Annotated in this window: 20 protein-coding genes; 5 read left to right on the top strand and 15 right to left on the bottom strand. The window is 67.4% G+C overall.

Going from position 1 to position 20,061, the window contains the following annotated elements:
• Nucleotides 1–61: 61 nt before the first annotated feature.
• Together LCN96_RS06345 and LCN96_RS06340 are read right to left on the bottom strand one after the other, a co-directional pair.
• Nucleotides 62–559: a hypothetical protein gene (locus tag LCN96_RS06345; protein ID WP_225271636.1), complete on the bottom strand. Its 498-nt coding sequence runs from the start codon at nucleotides 557–559 to the stop codon at nucleotides 62–64.
• Complete coding sequence (locus LCN96_RS06340; protein WP_225271635.1) at nucleotides 556–3,315, bottom strand: HD domain-containing protein; 2,760 nt, start codon at nucleotides 3,313–3,315, stop codon at nucleotides 556–558. The genes LCN96_RS06345 and LCN96_RS06340 overlap by 4 nt, the downstream gene beginning before the upstream one ends.
• A gap of 763 nt (nucleotides 3,316–4,078) precedes the next feature.
• On the opposite strand from LCN96_RS06340, the gene LCN96_RS06335 reads away from it, so the two are divergent.
• Nucleotides 4,079–4,462: a hypothetical protein gene (locus LCN96_RS06335; protein WP_225271634.1), complete on the top strand. Its 384-nt coding sequence runs from the start codon at nucleotides 4,079–4,081 to the stop codon at nucleotides 4,460–4,462.
• A gap of 271 nt (nucleotides 4,463–4,733) precedes the next feature.
• Here the strand turns inward: LCN96_RS06335 and LCN96_RS06330 are convergent, their stop codons facing one another.
• Entirely contained in the window at nucleotides 4,734–5,897 is a 1,164-nt protein-coding gene (locus tag LCN96_RS06330; RefSeq protein WP_225271633.1) for an acyl-CoA dehydrogenase family protein, read from the bottom strand.
• 125 nt (nucleotides 5,898–6,022) lie between these two features.
• Between LCN96_RS06330 and LCN96_RS06325 the strand changes: the two genes are divergently transcribed.
• The gene (locus LCN96_RS06325) at nucleotides 6,023–7,336 is read left to right on the top strand and encodes a UDP-glucose dehydrogenase family protein (protein ID WP_225271632.1); all 1,314 of its coding nucleotides are present in this window, start codon (nucleotides 6,023–6,025) and stop codon (nucleotides 7,334–7,336) included.
• A gap of 94 nt (nucleotides 7,337–7,430) precedes the next feature.
• On the opposite strand, the gene LCN96_RS06320 is transcribed toward LCN96_RS06325, so the two are convergent.
• From LCN96_RS06320 to LCN96_RS06310, 3 genes are all read right to left on the bottom strand, one after another.
• Nucleotides 7,431–8,324: a GNAT family N-acetyltransferase gene (locus LCN96_RS06320; RefSeq protein ID WP_225271631.1), complete on the bottom strand. Its 894-nt coding sequence runs from the start codon at nucleotides 8,322–8,324 to the stop codon at nucleotides 7,431–7,433.
• A 46-nt stretch (nucleotides 8,325–8,370) separates the two neighbouring features.
• Nucleotides 8,371–8,847, bottom strand: a complete 477-nt coding sequence (gene purE / locus LCN96_RS06315; RefSeq protein ID WP_225275930.1) for a 5-(carboxyamino)imidazole ribonucleotide mutase — start codon at nucleotides 8,845–8,847, stop codon at nucleotides 8,371–8,373.
• Nucleotides 8,848–8,923: 76 nt separating this feature from the next.
• Nucleotides 8,924–10,072, bottom strand: coding sequence for a 5-(carboxyamino)imidazole ribonucleotide synthase (locus tag LCN96_RS06310; RefSeq protein ID WP_225271630.1), 1,149 nt, complete (start codon nucleotides 10,070–10,072; stop codon nucleotides 8,924–8,926).
• Between the two features lie 313 nt (nucleotides 10,073–10,385).
• On the opposite strand from LCN96_RS06310, the gene LCN96_RS06305 reads away from it, so the two are divergent.
• Nucleotides 10,386–10,862: a GtrA family protein gene (locus LCN96_RS06305; RefSeq protein ID WP_225271629.1), complete on the top strand. Its 477-nt coding sequence runs from the start codon at nucleotides 10,386–10,388 to the stop codon at nucleotides 10,860–10,862.
• On the opposite strand, the gene LCN96_RS06300 is transcribed toward LCN96_RS06305, so the two are convergent.
• The 9 genes from LCN96_RS06300 to LCN96_RS06260 all read right to left on the bottom strand — a co-directional run bounded on the left by LCN96_RS06300 (nucleotide 10,846) and on the right by LCN96_RS06260 (nucleotide 17,973).
• A complete protein-coding gene (locus LCN96_RS06300; RefSeq protein ID WP_225271628.1) occupies nucleotides 10,846–12,123 on the bottom strand; it encodes an ATP-binding protein in 1,278 nt (425 codons plus the stop codon). The genes LCN96_RS06305 and LCN96_RS06300 overlap by 17 nt on opposite strands.
• A gap of 3 nt (nucleotides 12,124–12,126) precedes the next feature.
• On the bottom strand, nucleotides 12,127–12,795 hold the full coding sequence (locus LCN96_RS06295) for a response regulator transcription factor (protein ID WP_043620820.1): 669 nt from the start codon (nucleotides 12,793–12,795) through the stop codon (nucleotides 12,127–12,129).
• A gap of 277 nt (nucleotides 12,796–13,072) precedes the next feature.
• Complete coding sequence (gene bfr / locus LCN96_RS06290; RefSeq protein WP_225271627.1) at nucleotides 13,073–13,558, bottom strand: bacterioferritin; 486 nt, start codon at nucleotides 13,556–13,558, stop codon at nucleotides 13,073–13,075.
• Between the two features lie 25 nt (nucleotides 13,559–13,583).
• Nucleotides 13,584–13,760: a (2Fe-2S)-binding protein gene (locus LCN96_RS06285; protein ID WP_185110035.1), complete on the bottom strand. Its 177-nt coding sequence runs from the start codon at nucleotides 13,758–13,760 to the stop codon at nucleotides 13,584–13,586.
• Nucleotides 13,761–13,876: 116 nt separating this feature from the next.
• Complete coding sequence (locus LCN96_RS06280) at nucleotides 13,877–14,497, bottom strand: MBL fold metallo-hydrolase (protein ID WP_225271626.1); 621 nt, start codon at nucleotides 14,495–14,497, stop codon at nucleotides 13,877–13,879.
• Complete coding sequence (locus LCN96_RS06275) at nucleotides 14,497–15,582, bottom strand: S-(hydroxymethyl)mycothiol dehydrogenase (RefSeq protein WP_225271625.1); 1,086 nt, start codon at nucleotides 15,580–15,582, stop codon at nucleotides 14,497–14,499. Before LCN96_RS06275 ends, LCN96_RS06280 begins: the two co-directional genes overlap by 1 nt.
• A 15-nt stretch (nucleotides 15,583–15,597) precedes the next feature.
• Complete coding sequence (locus LCN96_RS06270) at nucleotides 15,598–16,569, bottom strand: adenylate/guanylate cyclase domain-containing protein (RefSeq protein WP_225271624.1); 972 nt, start codon at nucleotides 16,567–16,569, stop codon at nucleotides 15,598–15,600.
• 14 nt (nucleotides 16,570–16,583) lie between these two features.
• Nucleotides 16,584–17,093 carry a PH domain-containing protein gene (locus LCN96_RS06265; RefSeq protein ID WP_225271623.1) on the bottom strand — a complete coding sequence of 170 codons (510 nt, stop codon included), beginning with the start codon at nucleotides 17,091–17,093 and terminating at the stop codon, nucleotides 16,584–16,586.
• 58 nt (nucleotides 17,094–17,151) lie between these two features.
• On the bottom strand, nucleotides 17,152–17,973 hold the full coding sequence (locus tag LCN96_RS06260) for a biotin--[acetyl-CoA-carboxylase] ligase (protein ID WP_225271622.1): 822 nt from the start codon (nucleotides 17,971–17,973) through the stop codon (nucleotides 17,152–17,154).
• A 55-nt stretch (nucleotides 17,974–18,028) separates the two neighbouring features.
• Between LCN96_RS06260 and fdhD the strand changes: the two genes are divergently transcribed.
• Together fdhD and LCN96_RS06250 are read left to right on the top strand one after the other, a co-directional pair.
• Nucleotides 18,029–18,868 carry a formate dehydrogenase accessory sulfurtransferase FdhD gene (gene fdhD, locus LCN96_RS06255; protein WP_225271621.1) on the top strand — a complete coding sequence of 280 codons (840 nt, stop codon included), beginning with the start codon at nucleotides 18,029–18,031 and terminating at the stop codon, nucleotides 18,866–18,868.
• Between the two features lie 74 nt (nucleotides 18,869–18,942).
• Nucleotides 18,943–20,025, top strand: coding sequence for an epoxide hydrolase family protein (locus LCN96_RS06250; protein WP_225271620.1), 1,083 nt, complete (start codon nucleotides 18,943–18,945; stop codon nucleotides 20,023–20,025).
• Nucleotides 20,026–20,061: the final 36 nt, after the last annotated feature.

Here is a 20,061-nt window from a genome sequence, read left to right as displayed (position 1 = left end):
CTCCAGCAAGAGCGCAGCTGATTCCCCAAGTTACAGACAACTCGTGTCCTGCCTCACATCGTCATACGATCCCCGGGAGCAAAATGGTGAGCGTAGCGATCCACATAAACACTGTCGTAGCGACTATAAAGAGCACAATGTACGTCTCATACCAGCGAATGAACGCAGTCTTCCGCGGTGGCCTGCGGAAGCCAGGGCGCACATACTCGTCTGTCAACTCGCACTCCTCTTTACGGTAGTCGAGCCAAGAGACGACTCCAATAAGGATAAGCATTACAGTAAACGCTGCGACTACGGTCTCAAGCCACATCAGAGCAATCAATCCGGATCTGGCGACGACAGGATCAATCCGCCAGCCCCGATAACCAACGAACAACGCCAGCCCCGCAGTGGCTATCCCGATGGCGAGCGTCTGATATATTGCCAAGAATCGATAGACGTTCTCGTTTGTAGCATGAACCTGTTGGAGAATGTACTTATAACGCTCGACTGCAAACTCCCGCGCATCCTCTGGTAGGTCAGCATTCTCTTGTGTCCGCCGCCAGGATCTAAGCCTCATCTGATATCGCCTCCTAAGGGACGGCGAACGCGAAAGGCTGTGACACGAGTGGAAGTACCCCTAGTTAACGTAGCAAGTTCGAGGCGCTTATCATTATATTCGTCAACGTCCAGCGATTCCATGCGCTCGATTATTTCAGAAACGTCGACTTGCCAGACCTCCGCAATGGTTCTAATAACTACGCCCGGAGCCCCAAAGTTGCCATACTCGCACCACCACGAGCCGGCGTCAGACTCTTCGCCATCCTCTGAGTTACTTGAAAATCGTTCATCACGCGGGCTCGGCACAATTTCCTCAGGGAACACCCACATCGGAAAGAAGATCATAATCAGAGCATTCTGCGGAACGTGAACCCCATGGCCATCATGGGTGTAGTAAGATCGACGATACCCGTTCACATCGGATAACGTATCGAATTGCATAAGATCGCTGTCGGAAATCAGCAATACTTCAGATTTATCCAGCAGCCACTGCCTAAGAGCGCTCGCGTCCAGTGCCCGATCTGCCGAATGCGCGCACGGAAGAGCATCAGGGGACACTCCGAGGCCGCCAACAAAGTCCGCCATAATCCATTGATGCCCGAGAGTGGACCACGGACTCGAACAAGCAACGTCGATTTGCGTGTGGGCCCAGTCTTGAAGATTCTCCGGGCGGCCGACAGGGAAGGACCTGAGCCGGTTAGCCGTCATGGGGAACCCTCGAAAGGCTCCCATGGTATAAGGGAAGTCAGACGATTCTAGCCCGCCTACATAAACTTTCCCACTGTAGCCACCGAACCACCAAAAATCCCTTGAGTCTAGCGCTTCCCTGCCGGACAGCAGCATGGCTCGACCGATGGTTACACCATTATCGTCGAGCACTCTGGTCTCGTGGTCTATAAAGAGCTTTTCTAGCTGCCCATATATCACCCGAAAGACATAGCCTCTGTCTCCGCGCCAATAGAGTCGCCTAAACAGGTCGACGGCTGGGATATCGACCCAATCATTGGCTGTAATGATTTTCTGCAGTTCTGCATCGTCCGGGCCTTTTATGGCAATATCAACCTCGGCAATCGCACACATTCGTGTTATTAGGTGATGCAATAATTCGGTACGGGATACGCGTTCGCTGGTCGTCCGGAAGATACCTTTAATAGTGCGTGGATCGTGTCGCAACCGAGCTCTAACCACAGTACCCGGTGCCCTCAAGCATTCCTCGAACTCTGCCTCACGTAACAACGGGCGGCCATCCGACAGGCCTCTTGGGAATTCGAGAACATGGGTTGAGCGCGCAGCCTCTCCCAAAGCTAGGCTGCGAACCTGTACCTCATCAGCGACCATGAAGACTGCAAAGAATCCAATACCGAACTTACCGGTGGGTGTGAAACCTTTAGCCTGAAGCCCGGGGAACTGTTCTATGGTCGCAGTAGAGCGCCAGTGCGAGTGCCCAAAGTCAGTCAGTGCTGCCACCATTGTCTCGGGACGCATCCCAATACCCTGATCAGCTACCTCCAACCACCACTCGCCGTCGCATTGCTCAAGAGTGATTGTCACGGGTAGCTCTTTGCTTGCGCCCTCGTAAGCAGCGCGCGCCTTGGTAGCGTCGGCGGCGTTCGCGATCAACTCTCTGATAGCGATGTCTGGGCGATTGCCATACATGTCGCGGCCACCAATATTCGAGATCACCTGCACCGTGTCAGTAACCCGGAGCCGTGCGTCAATTGGCTTCCAGCCGTCTGTCGGAATCGACTTCGCCAAGCGTTCTGGGGAGTCAGCTCCTACCACTGACCTAACCCTGAAACGCGTCCTGCCGCTATCGGCTAAGAGAGCGTCAACGTGCCTGAGCTCATCATTGATGAGCTGGATGGTTTCAAACGCGAGCCACCATGCCCCTGCTTCGTCCCGGCTGAACGGCGTTGCAGCGGTGTATTCCAGCCGATCGTCCACAACTATCGGCCTCAGCAGGCGCTCCTGGAAAAACCAATGATCGCGTGAGGTTCCCGTCGGCTGCCTGAACGCGTGCAATAACATTGGAGCTCTTCGGTAATCGATATGCGCCGCGTCTGCCAACCGAAGCATACAGGCCAGCTTCAGCGGGTCCACATCCCATGTCGGCGGAAGCAGGGGACATGATCCTTGCCGTCGGGCCAGCTTCTGTAATCTTTCCACTGTCCACCAATGGCTGTGCGCAATCCGACCAATTTGAGGTCCGAAAAATTGTCGAAGCTCGACATCCTGAAGCAGATAGAACGGCTGTCCTGAGGATGTGTAGAAGACCTGACTCATGAGTCGCTCTGCCTGTTTGGCGTGACGTAGCCGGAGAAGTTCCACGACCACATCCTCATACGCTATTTGCTCCAGCAACTCCTCGTTCGCCGCCACCTCTATGCTACGGAGCCGATTTTTGGCGCCCACCAAGAGGTCCTCGTATTTTGGATCCTCTTTCAGAGTAAACCCAGCTGCCGAATACGAAGCCAATCCCATTCCTAGATCATGAAAGAGAAAGCCTCCGCCTAGGACGAAAGCTTCAGCAGGATTAATAGAGATCTCTTCACCACAAATGAGTGAAGCCATTTCCCATAATGCATCTGCGTGGTCGATTCCATGTTCTGTGAACATCGGCAGTGAGTGGGCGATCGATGCCGCTAACGGCTCAACCGTGTTTCTAAGCTGAAGATACGCGGCTCGGAGTCGTGCTCGCTCCTCCTCGTGCGGATCATTTTCCTGAGGCGCGAGCGACCTTCGCCAGAGAGAGGAACGCTCAAACGAATAGCGCATGAGGACTCCGTGTCAGCCACCTGAACTGAAGTGGACTATACCGTGCCAAGTCGGTCAGAGCTGGCAGAAACCCGTCATGGTGCATAATCTTTGGTCCCGCTAACGCCTGTGCTGCGGACATACAGTACAGAAGGCCCAATCCGTGTCATACCACCGATTGTCCACGACTCAGCCTTGCTTGCACTTCTGCCCACTACAGGAGCGGCTGATCAGCCGTCAGTGGCTGGCGAGGCTTGCTATTTGTCATGACCTCGCGGCGGCGCTGGCCGCGACCGGCCGGAGAGCCGCAGCGCGGCCAGCGACCGCCCAGCGCGAGGCGCCGCAGGCGGCACGCGCCTTGATGACGTGGAGAAAAGTTGCTTTCTTGTCTGACCGTAGCCGTGTCTGATGGGGCTTCAGCTACTTGTCGCGGCACTGGGCCGCGGTCCAGATGCGGTTGAAGCCGGTCAAGTATGTGCTCGCCGGCCCTTGGTCGTCGGTCCGGTTGAGGTGCATGACGGGGGCGTTGGCTGCTGGGGTGCCGTAGGCGTGGGTGTTGATCAGTAGCTGATCGTCTGCGCGGTAGAGGGAGTTGTAGAGCACTGTGCGGTGTAGCCGGATTTCGATGCCGGGGACGTCGCGTAGCGGCCGGACCGCCTGCCTTGGCAACCACAGGCCAACTCACGATGACAGCGTCAGCATCGCCAAAACTTCTAGTCCGTGTCGCCAAAGAATCAAGGTAAGAACTATTGCGGCTATGCCAAGAATTCTGGATGCTCATTCCATGAGCACACAAACCCCCTTCCGGGACAAGGTCCTCGCGCTACGCGAGAACGGCCTCAGCTACGTCGACATGAGCCGAGAGTCACTCGGCATCCGCTCCGACAGTTGGTGGAACGCCATAGCCCTACACGGCGCATGGGGTGGCGGCCCCAGCGCACGCGTCGGGCCACCTCCTCCAGAGACCTTCGAAGGCATCGCCCATCTCTTCAGGGTGACTGAGGAGGAAGTCCAGGCCATGATCGCCGCCGATTGGTACGGCGCCTACCCCGAGCAGCAGACATCCCCCGCAGCACAACGACTTGAAGCCCCTCTCAGCCAGCTCTCCGCGAAGGATCTCGACCTTGTCGAAGGCATCGTTCGCCGCCTGGCGGACGGGAGTTCCTGAGACAACGAACTCCTGAACGGGACAGGCAAAGCGCGCGAGCACCGGATTCCTCATTGTCCGGCGGCTCGCGCGCTTCTTGATGAGCAACTTGCCGAGGCCAGCGGGTGGCAAGGCCATCTCCTCGGCGCCCGGAGAGTCGATCACCAAAAGTGCGCACCCGTCGAACTCTCACGGAACAGCCACGGAACAACCCCTCTTCCGAACGGCTTGACTGGTACGCGAAAACCCGGGACTGTACGCGCTCAGCCCCGGGTTTCTGCAGGTCGTAGACCTACTTCAGAAGCTGCCGGGCCATGACCATTCTCTGGATCTGGTTGGTGCCCTCGTAGATCTGGGTGATCTTGGCGTCGCGCATCATGCGTTCCACCGGGAAGTCCTTCGTGTAGCCGTACCCACCCAGCAGCTGCACCGCATCCGTCGTGATCTCCATGGCCGCGTCCGAGGCGGCGCACTTGGCCGCGCTCGACAGGAACGTCAGGTCCTTCTGGGGCTCGCCGTGCATCGCACGTTCCGACTTGGCCGCCGCGTGGTACGTGAGCTGCCGCGCCGCCTCCAGCTTCATCGACATGTCGGCGATCATGAACTGCAGGCCCTGGAAGTCGGCCACCGGGCGGCCGAACTGCTTGCGTTCCTTGACGTAGCCGATGGCGAAGTCGAGGGCGCCCTGGGCGATGCCGAGGGCCTGGGCGGCGATGGTGATGCGGGTGTGGTCGAGGGTGGCCAGGGCCGTCTTGAAGCCGGTGCCGGGGGCGCCGATCATGCGGTCGGCGGGGATGCGGACGTTGTCGAGGATGACCTGGCGGGTCGGGGAGCCCTTGATGCCGAGCTTCTTCTCCTTGGGGCCGAAGGAGACGCCTTCGTCCGACTTCTCCACGACGAAGGCGGAGATGCCGCGCGCGCCGGCCGACGGGTCGGTGACGGCCATCAGGGTGTAGTACTCGGAGACGCCGGCGTTGGTGATCCACATCTTGACGCCGTTGAGCACGTACGAGTCGCCGTCCGCGACCGCGCGGGTCTTCATGGCGGCGGCGTCCGAGCCCGCCTCCGGCTCCGACAGCGCGTACGAGAACATCGCCTCGCCCCGCGCCACCGGCGCCAGGTAGCGGGACTTGAGCTCCTCCGAGGCCGAGAGCAGCAGCGGGACGGTGCCGAGCTTGTTGACGGCGGGGATGAGGGAGGAGGACGCGCAGGCGCGGGCCACCTCCTCGATGACGATGACCGTGGCCAGCGCGTCGGCCCCGGCCCCGCCGTACTGTTCCGGCACGTGCACGGCGTGCAGGTCGGCGGCAACGAGCGCCTTGTAGACGTCCCAGGAGAACTCCTCGGTCTCGTCGATCTCGGCGGCGTGCGGGGCGATCTTCTCGTCGGCCAGGGCGCGGACCGTCTCCCTGAGCATGTCGTGCTCTTCGGCGGGCGCGTACAAAGGGAAGCTCATGCAGTAGATACTAGGACGTCCGACCATCTTGTTACCAGCCGGTACGGTTTGCGAGGAGATGCAGGTGGCACGTAGGAGGTAGCGGGGGCCGGTAGCATGCCTGCGCGATCGAAAGGAGCTCCCTCGTGCCATATCGCCTCACGGTGATCGGGACCGGATACCTGGGCGTCACCCATGCGGCCTGCATGGCTGATCTCGGGTTCGAGGTCCTGGGCCTCGACGTCGACGCCGACAAGATCAACCGGCTCAACGCGGGCGAGCTCCCCATCCACGAACCCGGCATGGAGCCCGTGCTCCGCCGCGGCCTCGCCTCCGGCCGGCTCCGCTTCACCACCTCCTACGAGGAGGTCGCCGCCTTCGGCGACGTGCACTTCATCTGCGTCGGCACCCCGCAGAAGCGCGGCGAGTACGCCGCCGACGTGACGTACGTGGACGCGGCCATCGAGTCCCTCGCCCCGCTCCTCGATCGCGAGTGCCTGGTCGTCGGCAAGTCCACGGTCCCCGTCGGCACGGCCGAGCGGCTGGCCGACAAGCTGACCCGCCTCGCCCCCGCGGGTGCCGACGCCGAGCTGGCCTGGAACCCCGAGTTCCTGCGCGAGGGCTTCGCCGTCCAGGACACCCTGCACCCCGACCGCATCGTTCTCGGCGTGCGCAGCGAGCGGGCGGAGAAGATGCTGCGCGAGGTGTACGAGCCGCTCGGCGAGGTGCCGGTCGTGGTGACCGACTTCGCCACGGCCGAGCTGGTCAAGACGGCCGCGAACGCGTTCCTGGCCACCAAGATCTCCTTCATCAACGCCATGGCCGAGGTCTGCGAGGCCGCCCACGCCGACGTCGAGCTGCTGTCGGAGGCCCTGTCGTACGACGACCGCATCGGCGGCCGGTACCTCAACGCCGGGCTCGGGTTCGGCGGCGGCTGCCTGCCCAAGGACATCAGGGCGTTCATGGCGCGGGCCGGCGAGCTGGGCGCCGACCAGGCGCTGACGTTCCTGCGCGAGGTGGACGCGATCAACATGCGCCGCCGCGCCCGCATGGTCGACCTGGCCAGGGCGCTGGCCGGCGGCTCCTTCCACGGGTGCACCGTGGGCGTGCTGGGAGCGGCCTTCAAGCCGAACTCCGACGACATCCGCGACTCCCCCGCCCTCGACGTGGCCGTCACGATCGGGCACCAGGGCGGTCAGGTCACCGTGTACGACCCGATCGCGCTCGACAACGCCCGCAAGGCTCATCCCGAGCTGAACTACGGCACCTCGGCCGTGGAGGCGGTGCGCGGGGCGCATGTGGTGTTGCTGCTCACGGAATGGCAGGAGTTCCTGCAGCTCGATCCGGTGGAGCTGGGCGCCGTGGTGGCGACCCGGCGCATCGTGGACGGGCGGAACGCCCTCAACGCCGAGATGTGGCGCTCCGCCGGATGGCACTACCGCGCCCTCGGCCGCCCATAGTCCCGCACGCGACGTAAGGCCACCCGTAGCCGCGTTACTGCGCCTGTAGCCGCGTTACTGCGCCTGTAGCCGCGTTACTGCGCCCGTAGCCGCGTTACTGCAGGTGGCGGACCCACTGCGTCATCAGCGGACGGTACCCCCGCCGCGCCCAGAACGGCGTGGACAGCGGATTCGGCAGCGCGTGGTGCAGCAGCATGGTCGTCACCCCGCGCTCCGCCGCCTCCCGCTGCGCCACGTCCGTGAGCGCCACCCCCACCCCACGCCCCCGCGCCTCCGGCTCCACGTACATGACCCCCAGGTACGCCACCGGCCCCCGGTTCACCGCGTGCGAGATCCACCCCGACCGCGCAGGCGGCTCCACGATGACGCACCCGGCGGGCCGCCCGTCCACCTCCGCCAGCCAGCACCAGTTGAACGGCAGCACCTCGGCCTCCACCGACTCCTTGAGCCGCTCCCTGGTGGACGCCCGCACCGTCACCCACCCCCACTGAGCGTCGTAGGCCACCAGCCGCTCGTACATCTCCGTCACCGCGTCCAGATCCTCCGGCCGGGCCGCACGGATCGCGACGCGACCCCCGTCATCGGCGGCACGAACGGGCCGCAGGTGGCGGACGGCCAGCGAGGTGACAGGGGCGAAGCCGCGCACGGCCAGCGCCCGGACGGGAGCGGTGTCGCGGCTCGGCCACAGCACGCTCAGCGCCTGCCCCGCCTCGCCACCCCTGGGCAGGGCCAGCCACCGATCGAGCAGCGCCCCGAGCGAAGCCTCGGGGTCGGGGCCGGCGGCGCGGGCGCGCAGACGGTGGACGACCAGCGGGGACCAGCAGGCAGGCAGGGTGTCGGGGTGCAGCCGGTCCACGGCGGCCAGGCCGACGGCGTCGGCTGTCTCCAGCCATTCCTCGCCGCGCTTGGCGGTCAGCTCGTCCTGGCCGGCGAGGAGCGGGTCGGCGGCGTACACGCGGGCCGCGTGCCCTTTGGTCGGGTCGTCCATGGCGGCACCCTAGCCGCCGCGATCCCCGGGAAAAAAGCTCCGGGGGCTACAGCTCGGCGGCCTCCGCGCGCAGGCGCTCGCCCTTGGCGTACGCCTGCTCCTTCAACCGCGCCTGGAACTCCACCATTTTCTCCCGCAGCCCGGCGTCGGAGGCGGCGAGGATCCGTACGGCCAGCAGCCCCGCGTTGCGGGCCCCGCCGACGGCCACCGTGGCGACCGGCACCCCGGCCGGCATCTGCACGATGGACAGCAGGGAGTCCATGCCGTCGAGGTACCTCAGCGGCACCGGCACCCCGATCACCGGCAGCGGCGTGACCGAGGCCAGCATGCCGGGCAGGTGGGCGGCGCCGCCCGCGCCGGCGATGATCACCTGGATGCCCCGGCCGGCGGCCTCGCGGCCGTAGTCGATCATCTCGGTGGGCATGCGGTGCGCCGAGACCACGTCGGCCTCGAACGGCACCCCGAACTCGGCGACCGCCTCCGCGGCGGCCTTCATGACCGGCCAGTCGGAGTCGCTGCCCATGACGATTCCGATGGTCACGGCGCCTCCTTCCGCGTCACCGTGAGAATCCCGATGACGGTTCGTTCGCTGCGCTCTCTCACGTGTACTCCCCGGTCATCAGGTAGACGGCGGCGTGGCGGGCGCGGGCGCGGACCTCGTCGAGGTTGGAGCCGAGGGCGGTCACGTGGCCGATCTTGCGCCCCGGCCGCACCTCCTTGCCGTAGAAGTGCAGCTTGATGCCCGGGTCGTGGGCCATCACGTGCTCGTACCGCTTGAACAGGTCGGGGTCGTCGCCGCCGAGCAAGTTGGCCATCACGACGTGCTGGGCGGTCATCCTGGGCGAGCCGAGCGGCAGGTCGAGCACGGCCCTCAGGTGCTGCTCGAACTGGGAGGTGGTGGCGCCCTCGATGGTCCAATGGCCGCTGTTGTGCGGGCGCATGGCCAGCTCGTTGACGATCAGCCCGGTCTCGGTCTGGAACAGCTCCACCGCCAGCAGCCCGGTCACCCCCAGGGCGTTGGCGATCGTCAGGCCGATGCGCTGGGCCTGTGCGGCCTGTTCCTGGTCGAGGCCGGGTGCCGGCGCGATGACCTCGACGCAGATGCCGTCCTGCTGGACGGTCTCCACGACCGGGTAGCTCACGCCCTGTCCGTGCGGCGAGCGGGCGACGAGCACCGCGAGCTCCCGCTCGAACGGCACGAACGCCTCCGCCATGAGCTCCACCCCGGTGGCGAACGCCTCGGCGACCTCCTCGGGGGTGCGGCAGACCCACACGCCGCGCCCGTCGTAGCCACCGCGCACCGCCTTCAGCACCACCGGCCAGCCGTGCTCGGCGGCGAAGGCGGCGACGTCGCCGGCCGACGAGACCCGCGCCCAGGCCGGGCAGGGTGCGCCGATAGCGGTCAGGCGCTCGCGCATGACGGCCTTGTCCTGGGCGTGCACGAGCGCGTCGGCGCCCGGGTGCACGACGTAGCCGTTGGCGGCCAGGGCCCGGATGTGCGCGGTGGGCACGTGCTCGTGGTCGAAGGTGATCACGTCGCAGCCCTTGGCGAACTCGCGCAGGTCACCGAGATCCCGGTAGTCGCCGATGTGCGTGTCGACGATGACCCGGGCGGCGCTCTCCTCGGCGGTGTTGGCCAGCACCCGCAGCTCGATGCCGAGCGCGATGGCAGGCGGCTGCGACATTCTGGCCAGCTGACCCGCGCCTACGATGCCGACGACCGGTCCGATGGGGCTGTAGGAACTCACGCCAGGTGAGCTTACCGGGACGGAACGACTTCCCTGACTGCGGCCCTGCGCCGTCCGTCGTGGCAGGTGGGCTGGACGGCCGTTCCGGGTCGCCCGGCGAGCGTGACCGCCCGCCGCGCACGACCGTCCAGCGTTCGCGTGCCCTCGAACTGCACAGCAGCGTAAACCCTGTGAATCGGGTATGCCCGATATCGGAGCAAGTTCTGAAGCATGACCATTTTCTGACCTTTGTTCATCCCCTCGACACCCGCGCCGCATCGTGGCCGGTACGCTGGGGGCGCAAGCTCGACTAGGGAAGGGACCGAGCAGAGACGTGAATTTCGCCAGGCGCCTCTACCACCGGTTCTCCTCCCTCGTGCACGAGCTGGCGAAGTTCGGCAGCATCGGGGCCCTGGCGTTCGTCCTCGACACGAGCCTGCTCAACCTGTTCAACCTCTTTCTCGGGCCGCTGACCTCCAAGGTCTTCGCCACGATGATCTCCACCACGTTCGCGTACGCGGGCAACCGCTACTGGACGTTCCGGCACCGGGAGCAGAGCGGGCTGCGCCGCGAGTACTTCCTGTTCTTCCTGCTCAACGGCATCGCGCTGCTGTTCGGCATGCTGACGATCGGCTTCACCACCTACACGCTCGGCCTGGAAGACCCGCTGAGCTTCAACATCGCCAACATCGTCGGTGTGGGGCTCGGCACGCTGTTCCGCTACTGGTCGTACAAGAAGTGGGTGTTCCTGGAGGCCACCGACCCGATCCCGGTCGAGCTGCCCGAGGGCGGTGTCAGGCAGGACCGCTGACCACGCGGTTGCGGCCCTCGTCCTCCGCGGGCGGCAGGAAGATGGCGAACGTCGCGGGGCGGCGCCTGACGAGCTCCAGCCGGCCGCCGTCGGCCGCGGCCAGCGCGCGGGCCAGCGTCAGCCCGAGCCCGGTGCCTCCGCCGCCGCTGACGTTCCTGTCGAAGATCTTGGGGGCGATCTCGTCGGCGATGCCGGGGCCCTCGTCGGCGACCTCGGTCACCACGTAGTTGCCGCCGAACGAGGTGGTGACGGTGACGGCGCCACCGCCGTGCCGCAGTGAGTTCTCCAGCAGCGAGGCGACGACCTGGCCGAAGCCGCCCGTGGTGGCCATCGCCTTGAGCCCGCGCGTGCCGTCGAGCCGCAGGGTGCGGCCCGCGTCGCGGAAGACCGGCTCCCACTCGGTGATCTGCTGGGCGAGCACCTCGTCGATCGCGACCGGCTCGGCCTGGGCGTGCCGCTGGCGGCGGGCCGCGGCCAGCAGCTCGTCGATCACCGCGGTGAGCCGCTCGGCCTGCACGATCGCCGCCTCGCCCTCCTCGCGGACGACCTCGGGCTCGCCCGCGGCGGCCACGATCTCCTCCAGGCGCATGGTCAGGCCGGTCAAGGGGGTACGGAGCTGGTGGGAGGCGTCGGTGGCGAACTCGCGTTCGCGGGTGAGCAGGTCGGAGATGCGGGTGGCGCTGCGGTCGAGCACCTGGGCCACGCGGTCGAGCTCGGGGATGCCGTAGCGGTGTTTGCTCGGGCGCGCGTCGCCCGAACCGAGCCGATCGGCGATCTTCGCCAGGTCCTGCAGGGGCAGCGTCAGCCGGCGTGACTGCACGACGGCCAGGCTCACGGCCACCGCCAGGGCGGCGCCGGCCAGGGCCACGATGAGCAGCAGGCGGGCCCGTACGTCCTGCTCGACCTGGTCGCGGTCGCGGCTGATCCGCACGTAGACCCCGGTGTTGGTCTGGGCGTCCTCGGTCATCAGGTGACCGGACGGCGGGGGGTCGCCGACGACGGTCACCCTCAGGGGGGTTCCGCGCTCCCAGATCTGGATGAACCTGCCCGGGTACTTCTGTTCCAGTTGCTGGGGGTCGAGCGGCGTCTCCTGGACGCGGGCATACTCCACCTCTCCCACGAGACGCTTGGCTTCCGCCCCGAGCTCCTGAGCCGCCTCATCGACGATCAGACGGCTGACGACGACGCCCAGGGGGACCCCCAGCAGCAGGACCGCGATTACCGCGACGACCAGGGTGGAGGAGAGCAGTCGGCGGCGCATCTCCTACTCGCGCTCGAACCGGAAGCCGACTCCCCGGACGGTCGTGATGTAGCGCGGCTTGGCGGCGTCGTCGCCGAGCTTGCGGCGCAGCCAGGAGATGTGCATGTCGAGCGTCTTGGTGGAGCCCCACCAGTTGGTGTCCCACACCTCGCGCATGATCTGCTCGCGGGTGACGACCTTGCCCGCGTCGCGGACCAGGACGCGCAGCAGGTCGAACTCCTTGGTGGTCAGATGCAGCTCCTTCTCCCCCATCCAGGCGCGCCGCGAGTCGGCGTCGATGCGCACGCCCTGGACGACCGGGGTCTCGGAGGTGCCGCGGCGCAACAGCGCCCGCACCCGGGCCAGCAGCTCTGCCAGCCGGAACGGTTTGGTCACGTAGTCGTCGGCGCCGGCGTCGAGGCCGACGACGGTGTCCACCTCGTCGACACGGGCGGTGAGTATCAGCACCGGGGTGCCGTGGCCCTCGGCCCGGATGCGACGGGCGACCTCTAGGCCGTCCATCTCCGGCAGGCCAAGGTCAAGAACGATCAGATCGATGCCGCCCGACAGGGCCCTCTCCAGGGCCTGCGGGCCGTCCGGGCTCACTTCGACCTGATAGCCCTCGCGGCGCAACGCACGCGCGAGTGGCTCGGAGATCGAGGTGTCATCCTCGGCGAGAAGTACGCAGGTCATGAAGCAATCGTAGGACCTTAGGCGATCGTTTCCCGGGCGCAGCGCGCGGTTTGACTCGTCGTTGACCTATCCATTGACCTGGGCAAACACAGCTAAAATACGGTAGGTCGTGATTAAAGCACCGCTGCTTTCGGCCCGGAATTCATCGGACGATCATGTACGGCCGCGCGCGTCCCCACCCTCGCGCCGCGCGCCGAGGGGGTCGATGTCCGAAGTGCCCGGAAACGGAGAAAGGTGAGCCCTTGGCCCACCTCACCCCCTGTGCTCTCCGCCGAAATCAGTCGTCGTGGGACGGCGGCTCGGCGTAGCGCGCCAGGTAGAGCTGCTCCCCGAGACTGCGGATGAGCCCCAGCTCCGTCTCCAGGTAGTCGATGTGCTCTTCCTCGTCCTTCAGGATGTCCTCGAAGATGTTCGCGGAGGTGATGTCACCCTTCTCGCGCATGAGCTGGATGGCCGGCCGCAGCCGCTCCACCACCGACATCTCCACTTCGAGGTCCGCCCGCAACTGCTCCTCGACGGTCTGCCCGATGTGCAGCGTGCCCAGCCGCTGATAGTTGGGCAGGCCCTCCAGAAAGAGAATGCGATCAGTGAGGCGCTCGGCGTGGCGCATCTCCTCGATCGACTCGTAGCGCGTGTGCTCCGCGAGCTTGGTGTACCCCCAGTTCTCCTGCATCTTGGCGTGCAGGAAGTACTGGTTGATCGCAGTGAGCTCCGCGGTCAGCTGTTCGTTGAGCAATTCGATGATCTGTTTGTCGCCCTGCATGACGGGGCCCCTCATCGCTATCCGGCTATGCGGTCGTCAGTTCGTCAGACCGTTTCAGGATCGCACAGATCTTCCGCACACAACGGGCACAGTCCCCACCAGCACCGGTGGTGTCGCGGATCTGCTTCGCGCTCTTCGCCCCGGCGGCGATGCAGTCGTGGACCTCGTTCTCGGTCACAGCACGACAAATGCACACGTACATCCAGGGACAAGCCTTCCGCGAAAGAATGGGCACCATAAGGTTAGGCACACCTAAGGTAGCCCACTTTGGTTAGGCTTGCCTACGTTGGGTGGGTCACAGATCCCTATCCTCCGCTGTCAGTGGCCCCGGGAGATCCACTCCTCCAGGTGCGGAGCCTCGGCTCCGATCGCGGTGGAGTCGCCGTGCCCGGTGTGCACGACGGTCTCCGGGGGCAGGACCAGCAGCCGCTCTCTGATCGACTCGATGATCGTCTCGAACGAGCTGTAGGACCGCCCGGTCGCTCCCGGCCCGCCCTTGAAGAGGGTGTCGCCGCTGAACACGGCTCCCGGCTCCGGCGCGTACACGCAGACGGCGCCGGGCGAGTGCCCCGGCGTGTGCAGGATCTGCAGGCTCACCCCGCCCACCACCAGCTTCTCCCCGTCGGAGAGCGGCTCGTAGGCCACCTCGGCCCCGTACACCTGCTCCCACAGCACCTGGTCGGCGGGGTGCAGCCGGATCGGCGCCCCGGTCAGCGCGGCCAGGTCGCGGGCGGCGTTGATGTGGTCGTTGTGCGCGTGCGTGCACACGATGGCCTTGACCGCGCGCCCGCCGACCCGCTCGGCGATCGGCGCCGCGTCGTGGGCCGCGTCGATGACCACGACCTCGCGCGCGTCGCCGACCAGCCAGACGTTGTTGTCGACGTCCCAGGTCCCGCCGTCCAGCGAGAACGTCCCCGACGTGATGACCCGGTCGATCATCAGAGCACCACCACGGACCGCAGCACCTCGCCCCGGTGCATCTTCCCGAACGCCTCCTCGACCTGGTCCAGCCCGATCGTCTCGGACACGAACTTGTCGAGCGGCAGGCGGTTCTGCAGGAACAGGTCGATCAGCATGGGGAAGTCGCGCGAGGGCAGGCAGTCGCCGTACCAGGAGGACTTCAGCGCGCCGCCGCGGCCGAACACGTCCAGCAGCGGCAGGTCGATGCGCATGTCGGGGGTCGGCACGCCGACCAGCACGACCGTGCCGGCCAGGTCGCGGGCGTAGAAGGCCTGCTCGTAGGTCTCCGGCCGGCCGACCGCCTCGATGACCACGTCCGCGCCGTTGCCGCCGGTCAGGTCGCGGATCGCCTCCACCGGGTCGCCGGCCCGCGAGTTGACCGTGTGGGTGGCGCCGAAGCCGCGCGCCCACTCCAGCTTGCGGTCGTCCACGTCCACGGCGATGACCTTCGCGGCGCCCGCCAGCGAGGCGCCCAGGATCGCCGCGTCGCCGACGCCGCCGCAGCCGATCACCGCGACGCTGTCGCCGCGGGTGACGCCGCCGGTGTTGACCGCGGCACCGATGCCGGCCATCACGCCGCACCCGAGCAGGCCCGCGACCTGCGCCGGGGCCTCGGCCGAGACCTTGGTGCACTGCCCGGCCGCGACCAGCGTCTTGTCCAGGAACGCGCCGATGCCGAGCGCGGGGGACAGCTCGGTGCCGTCCTTGAGCGTCATCTTCTGCCGGGCGTTGTGGGTGTTGAAGCAGTACCAGGGACGGCCGCGCAGGCAGGCGCGGCACTGGCCGCACACCGCGCGCCAGTTGAGGATCACGAAGTCGCCCGGTTCGAGCCCGGTGACCCCTTCCCCGACCGCCTCCACGGTGCCCGCCGCCTCGTGGCCCAGCAGGAACGGGTAGTCGTCGCTGATCCCGCCCTCCCGGTAGTGCAGGTCGGTGTGGCACACGCCGCAGGCCTGCACGTTCACCACCGCCTCGCCCGGTCCCGGGTCCGGCACGAGCACCGTCTCGAGGGAAACTTCCTGACCCTTGCCCTGGGCTACCACGCCCTGCACTTCGTACGGCATGCCAGTCATCTTGTGTCAGGAGGATGATCTCCGCAAGACATACGGCTGCACCACGCCGAGACCTCTCGCCGGGCGGCGCCTGATCCTGTGCACCTCGTACGCCGCACCACCGAGCCCGCCGGCCAGCGCCTCGTCCACCAGGATCGTGCCGGGCCTGGCGATGGCGGTGAGCCGGGCGGCGAGGTTGACGGTCGTGCCGAAGACGTCGCCCATCATCGGCAGCACCGGCCCATAGGCCATCCCGATGCGCAGCTCCTCGGTGCCGACCAGGTCCAGGGCGACGGCCGCGGCCTGCTCGGGGCCCTGCGCGGTGAACAGCACCTCGTCGCCCAGCGTCTTGACCAGCCGGGCGCCGTGCGTGGCGACCACGTCGGAGGCCCGCGACTCGAACCCCTCCACCAGCCCGGCGAACTCCTTCTCGTCGAGCTCGCGGCTGCGCCTGGTGAACGACACCAGGTCGGCGAACCCCACCGCCATCGTCACCCTCGTCGGCACCAGCTCGTCGTTGTCGTCGGCGATGGCCAGCAGCCGGGTGCCCGCGGCGGCGAGCTGGGCCCGCCAGACGTGGATCAGCACGTGCTCGAAGTCGGGGATCAGCCCCTGCGCCGTGCCGAGCACCGCCGCCAGGTCGGCCTCCGACGGCTCGGCCGGCAACATCGTGCCGATCATGATCTCGGCCTGCCACTGCGCCAGCCTGGCCGTGGTCTGGCCGAGCGCGCGGGCCATGCGGATCACGGTCGGCTCGTCGAGCAGGCCGCCGTCGAGCATGCTGCGCACCCGGCGCAGCGCGTCGACGTCGGCCTCGGTGAACGCCACGGCGTCGTCGGCCCGCTGCGCGAAGCCGAGCGCGCGCCAGATGCGCTCGGCCAGCTCCGGCGGCACCCCGCTCCTGGCCGCGACCTGCGCCCGCGTGTACAGGGGCGGCCGGCCGACCAGCAGTCGCTCGATCTCCTCGGCGCTCGGGCGGCCGGGACGGGCTTGGCTCACCCGAGGAGGCTACTTCACCGCCCGTCGACCTCGCCGTCGGAGGCGTCCTCGACGAGCCTGAACAGGTCGGTGCGCACGTCCTGGATCTTCGGGATGTCCTTCAGCACGATCTCCCCGCGGTCACCGGCCGACTCGACCGTCAGCGTGCCGCAGCCGAGCAGCCGCTCGGGGAAGGTCTGGTCCGAGCTCACCGTGTTGACCTTGGTGATCGGGATCTCGTCGGTCGACTTGTTCAGCACGCCCGTGCTGATCGTGAAGCGGTGCGTGGTGAGCACGTAGCCGGTGTTCTTCCACTGCAGGTACGGCACGAACGACCAGATCGTGAGCAGGATGAGCCCGATGACGACGACCGCGATCCTGGCGTAGGTCACGTACTCGAAGTCCGGGATGACATACAGCGCCGCGCCCGTGGCCACGGCGATGAGGACCAACGCGATGAGGGGGACGACGAGCCGCTTCCAGTGAGGGTGGAAGGATCGCACACGCCGCTCACCCTGCGTCAGATGGTGGTCGGGAAGGGTCATGGGCAGCATCGTGCCACCATCGGAGGGCCGGGGCCATGCCCATGCCACATCGGCTGGCTCAGCCCTGCGCCCGCACGTGCACGACGTCGCCCGCGCTCAGGGTGTACCGCTCGCCGCCGGCGTCGAGCCGCAGGTGACCCGAGGCGTCGATGCCGGTCGCCAGGCCGGTCAGCGCGTGACCGTCGGGCAGCTCCACCCTGACCTGGCGGCCCACCGTGGCGCTGGCGGCGAGGTAGGCGGCGCGCAGCCCCGAGGCGTCGGCGTCGCCCTTGGCCTCGGCCCACTCGCGGTAGTGCACCTCGACCTCCCTGAGCACGGCGCGCAGCAGCGGGTCGCGGTCGAGGCAGGCGCCCTCGGCGATGCTCAGCGAGGTGGCCGTCTCGGTGGGCAGCTCGTCGGGCCGCAGCGTCACGTTCAGGCCCATGCCGACGACGACGGCGTCGTCCACCCGCTCGGCCAGCACGCCCGCCAGCTTGCGCTCGCCGATCAGCAGGTCGTTGGGCCACTTGAGGCGCACCTCCACCTCCGCCAGGCGGCGTACGGCCGAGGCGGCGGCCACGCCGTACAGCAGTGGCAGCCAGCCCTGCGCGAGCGGCGGCACCGCGGGCCTGAGCAGGATCGAGAACGTCAGCCCCGACCGGGCCGGCGCCGACCAGGTGCGGCCGAGGCGCCCGCGGCCCTCCTGCTGCGCCTCCGCGATCAGCACCGCGCCCTCGGGCGCGCCGTCCCTGGCGGCGGCGGCCAGGTCGGCGTTGGTGGAGCCGGTGCTGTCGACGACGGTGACAGCCGTCCACAACGAGCCGGGGCGGACCAGGGCCCGCCGGAGCGACGCCTCGGACAGCGGAGGGCGGTCGAGGTCGGAGTAGCGTGAGTCGGCCATCCCCCCATCTTCCCTGATGACGGGCGCCGTAGGGCGGAGGAGGCAAGATGGTGGGGTGAGCGAGCGCCCCGGGCCCACCACCCGGATCAGGATCACGGAGCTGTCCGGCTCGTCCGCCCGGGAGCGGCGCGACGACCTGGCCACGGAGGAGCCGCTGGAGCTGCGCCTCACCGCGCCCGACGGCACGCGCAGGACCGTGGCGATCACCATGCGCACCCCGGGGCACGACTTCGAGCTGGCCGCCGGGTTCCTGCACGGCGAGGGCCTGGCCCGGCACGGCGACATCGCCTCGATCGCGTACTGCACCGACGAGGACCTCCCGCCGCACGCCCGCTACAACACCGTCACCGTGCGCCTGCGCGGCCCCGTGCCCGACCTGCCCGCGCTCGACCGGCACTTCCTCACCTCCAGCGCCTGCGGCGTCTGCGGCTCGGCGAGCCTCGACGCGCTGCGCGAGCGGTGCGCGCCCGTGCTCGCCGGGCCGCTCAAGCTCACCCCCGAGGTGCTGTACGGGCTGCCGGGCGCGCTGCGCAAGGCCCAGGGCGGGTTCGGCAAGACGGGCGGGCTGCACGCGGCCGGGCTGTTCTGCGACGACGGCGCCCTGGTGACGGTGCGCGAGGACGTCGGCCGGCACAACGCGGTGGACAAGCTCGTCGGCTGGGCGGCGCTGACCGGGCGGCTGCCGCTGGCCGGGCACGTGCTCATGGTGAGCGGGCGGACCAGCTACGAGATCATGCAGAAGGCACTGGCGGCGGGCGTCCCGGTGGTGTGCGCGGTGTCGGCGCCGTCGTCGCTGGCGGTGGAGCTGGCCAGAAAGTTCGGGCTGACGCTGGTGGGCTTCCTGCGCGGGGAGCGCTGCAACGTCTACGCCGGAGCGGAAAGAATCCTCGCCTAGGTGTGGAATGAAGCATTCCGTTCTGATACTCTTAAAACAGAACGAAACATTCCGTTCCTCTCGGAGGTCAGATCATGAGCAGCATCACCCCCTTCCGCGTCGAGATCCCCCAGAGCGACCTCGACGACCTCCAGGCCCGCCTCGCCCTCACCCGCTTCGCGGACGAGATCCCCGGCGCCCAGCAGGGCGTCAGCGTCGAGCGGGTCAAGCGCCTGGTCGCCCACTGGCGCCAGGGCTTCGACTGGCGGGCGGTGGAGGCCACGCTCAACTCCCACCCGCAGTTCACCACCGAGATCGACGGCCAGAACATCCACTTCCTGCACGTCCGCTCGGCCGACCCCGACGCGCTCGCCCTCATCCTCACCCACGGCTGGCCCGGCTCGATCGCCGAGTACCTGCGCGCCATCGAGCCCCTGTCGCGCCACTTCCACCTGGTCATCCCGTCCCTGCCCGGCTACGGCTTCTCCGGCCCGACCCGCGAGCTGGGCTGGAACAACCAGCGCATCGCCAGGGCGTGGGCCGAGCTGATGGCCCGCCTCGGCTACGAGCGCTACGGCGCGGTCGGCAACGACGCCGGCTCGATGATCTCCCCCGAGATCGGCAGGATCGACCCGGAGCACGTGGTGGGCGTGCACGTCACCCAGCTGTTCTCGTTCCCCTCGGGCGACCCGGCGGAGTTCGCTGACCTGAGCGAGGAGGAGCAGGCCGGGCTGGCCGTGCTCGACCGGTTCTGGAAGGAGCTGGGCGCGTTCAACGTGCTGCAGTCGCAGCAGCCGCAGACGCTCGCGCACGCGGTCATGGACTCCCCCGCCGGCCTGGTGGGCTGGCTGGCCCAGCTCCTCGACGAGGACCTGGACGACGACTTCGTGCTGACCAACGCGGCCATCTACTGGTTCACCGGCACGGCCGCCTCGGCGCTGCGCCTGTACTGGGAGAACGCCCGCGCCGAGCAGCCCAAGGAGCCGACGACCACCCCGACGGCGCTGGCCATGAGCGAGGGCGACTTCAAGTCGATCCGCCGCTTCGCCGACCGCGACCACGCGGGCATCGTCTCCTGGAAGACGTTGCCGGCTCCGGCCCACGGCCACTACACGGCCCACACCGCCACGGACGCCCTCACCTCGGACGTCATCCGCTTCTTCCAGAGCCTCGGCTGAGCGCGGGAGGCGCCCCCTCCGGGGGGCCACCTCCCG

Source organism: Nonomuraea gerenzanensis, from assembly GCF_020215645.1.
GTDB classification, from domain to species: Bacteria; Actinomycetota; Actinomycetes; order Streptosporangiales; family Streptosporangiaceae; genus Nonomuraea; species Nonomuraea gerenzanensis.
This window is presented reverse-complemented; position numbering and strand designations above follow the sequence as displayed.

Bases quoted from the DNA above. Each gene is read 5' to 3' on its own strand.
- LCN96_RS06340 (WP_225271635.1), bottom strand. From the start codon at position 3,315: ATGCGCTATTCGTTTGAGCGTTCCTCTCTCTGGCGAAGGTCGCTCGCG.
- LCN96_RS06260 (WP_225271622.1), bottom strand. From the start codon at position 17,973: ATGGCCGACTCACGCTACTCCGACCTCGACCGCCCTCCGCTGTCCGAG.
- LCN96_RS06265 (WP_225271623.1), bottom strand. From the start codon at position 17,093: ATGACCCTTCCCGACCACCATCTGACGCAGGGTGAGCGGCGTGTGCGA.
- LCN96_RS06280 (WP_225271626.1), bottom strand. From the start codon at position 14,497: ATGATCGACCGGGTCATCACGTCGGGGACGTTCTCGCTGGACGGCGGG.
- bfr (WP_225271627.1), bottom strand. From the start codon at position 13,558: ATGCAGGGCGACAAACAGATCATCGAATTGCTCAACGAACAGCTGACC.
- LCN96_RS06285 (WP_185110035.1), bottom strand. From the start codon at position 13,760: ATGTACGTGTGCATTTGTCGTGCTGTGACCGAGAACGAGGTCCACGAC.
- LCN96_RS06250 (WP_225271620.1), top strand. From the start codon at position 18,943: ATGAGCAGCATCACCCCCTTCCGCGTCGAGATCCCCCAGAGCGACCTC.
- LCN96_RS06275 (WP_225271625.1), bottom strand. From the start codon at position 15,582: ATGCCGTACGAAGTGCAGGGCGTGGTAGCCCAGGGCAAGGGTCAGGAA.
- LCN96_RS06320 (WP_225271631.1), bottom strand. From the start codon at position 8,324: ATGGACGACCCGACCAAAGGGCACGCGGCCCGCGTGTACGCCGCCGAC.
- LCN96_RS06330 (WP_225271633.1), bottom strand. From the start codon at position 5,897: ATGAGCTTCCCTTTGTACGCGCCCGCCGAAGAGCACGACATGCTCAGG.
- purE (WP_225275930.1), bottom strand. From the start codon at position 8,847: ATGGGCAGCGACTCCGACTGGCCGGTCATGAAGGCCGCCGCGGAGGCG.
- LCN96_RS06335 (WP_225271634.1), top strand. From the start codon at position 4,079: ATGAGCACACAAACCCCCTTCCGGGACAAGGTCCTCGCGCTACGCGAG.
- LCN96_RS06295 (WP_043620820.1), bottom strand. From the start codon at position 12,795: ATGACCTGCGTACTTCTCGCCGAGGATGACACCTCGATCTCCGAGCCA.
- LCN96_RS06345 (WP_225271636.1), bottom strand. From the start codon at position 559: ATGAGGCTTAGATCCTGGCGGCGGACACAAGAGAATGCTGACCTACCA.
- LCN96_RS06300 (WP_225271628.1), bottom strand. From the start codon at position 12,123: ATGCGCCGCCGACTGCTCTCCTCCACCCTGGTCGTCGCGGTAATCGCG.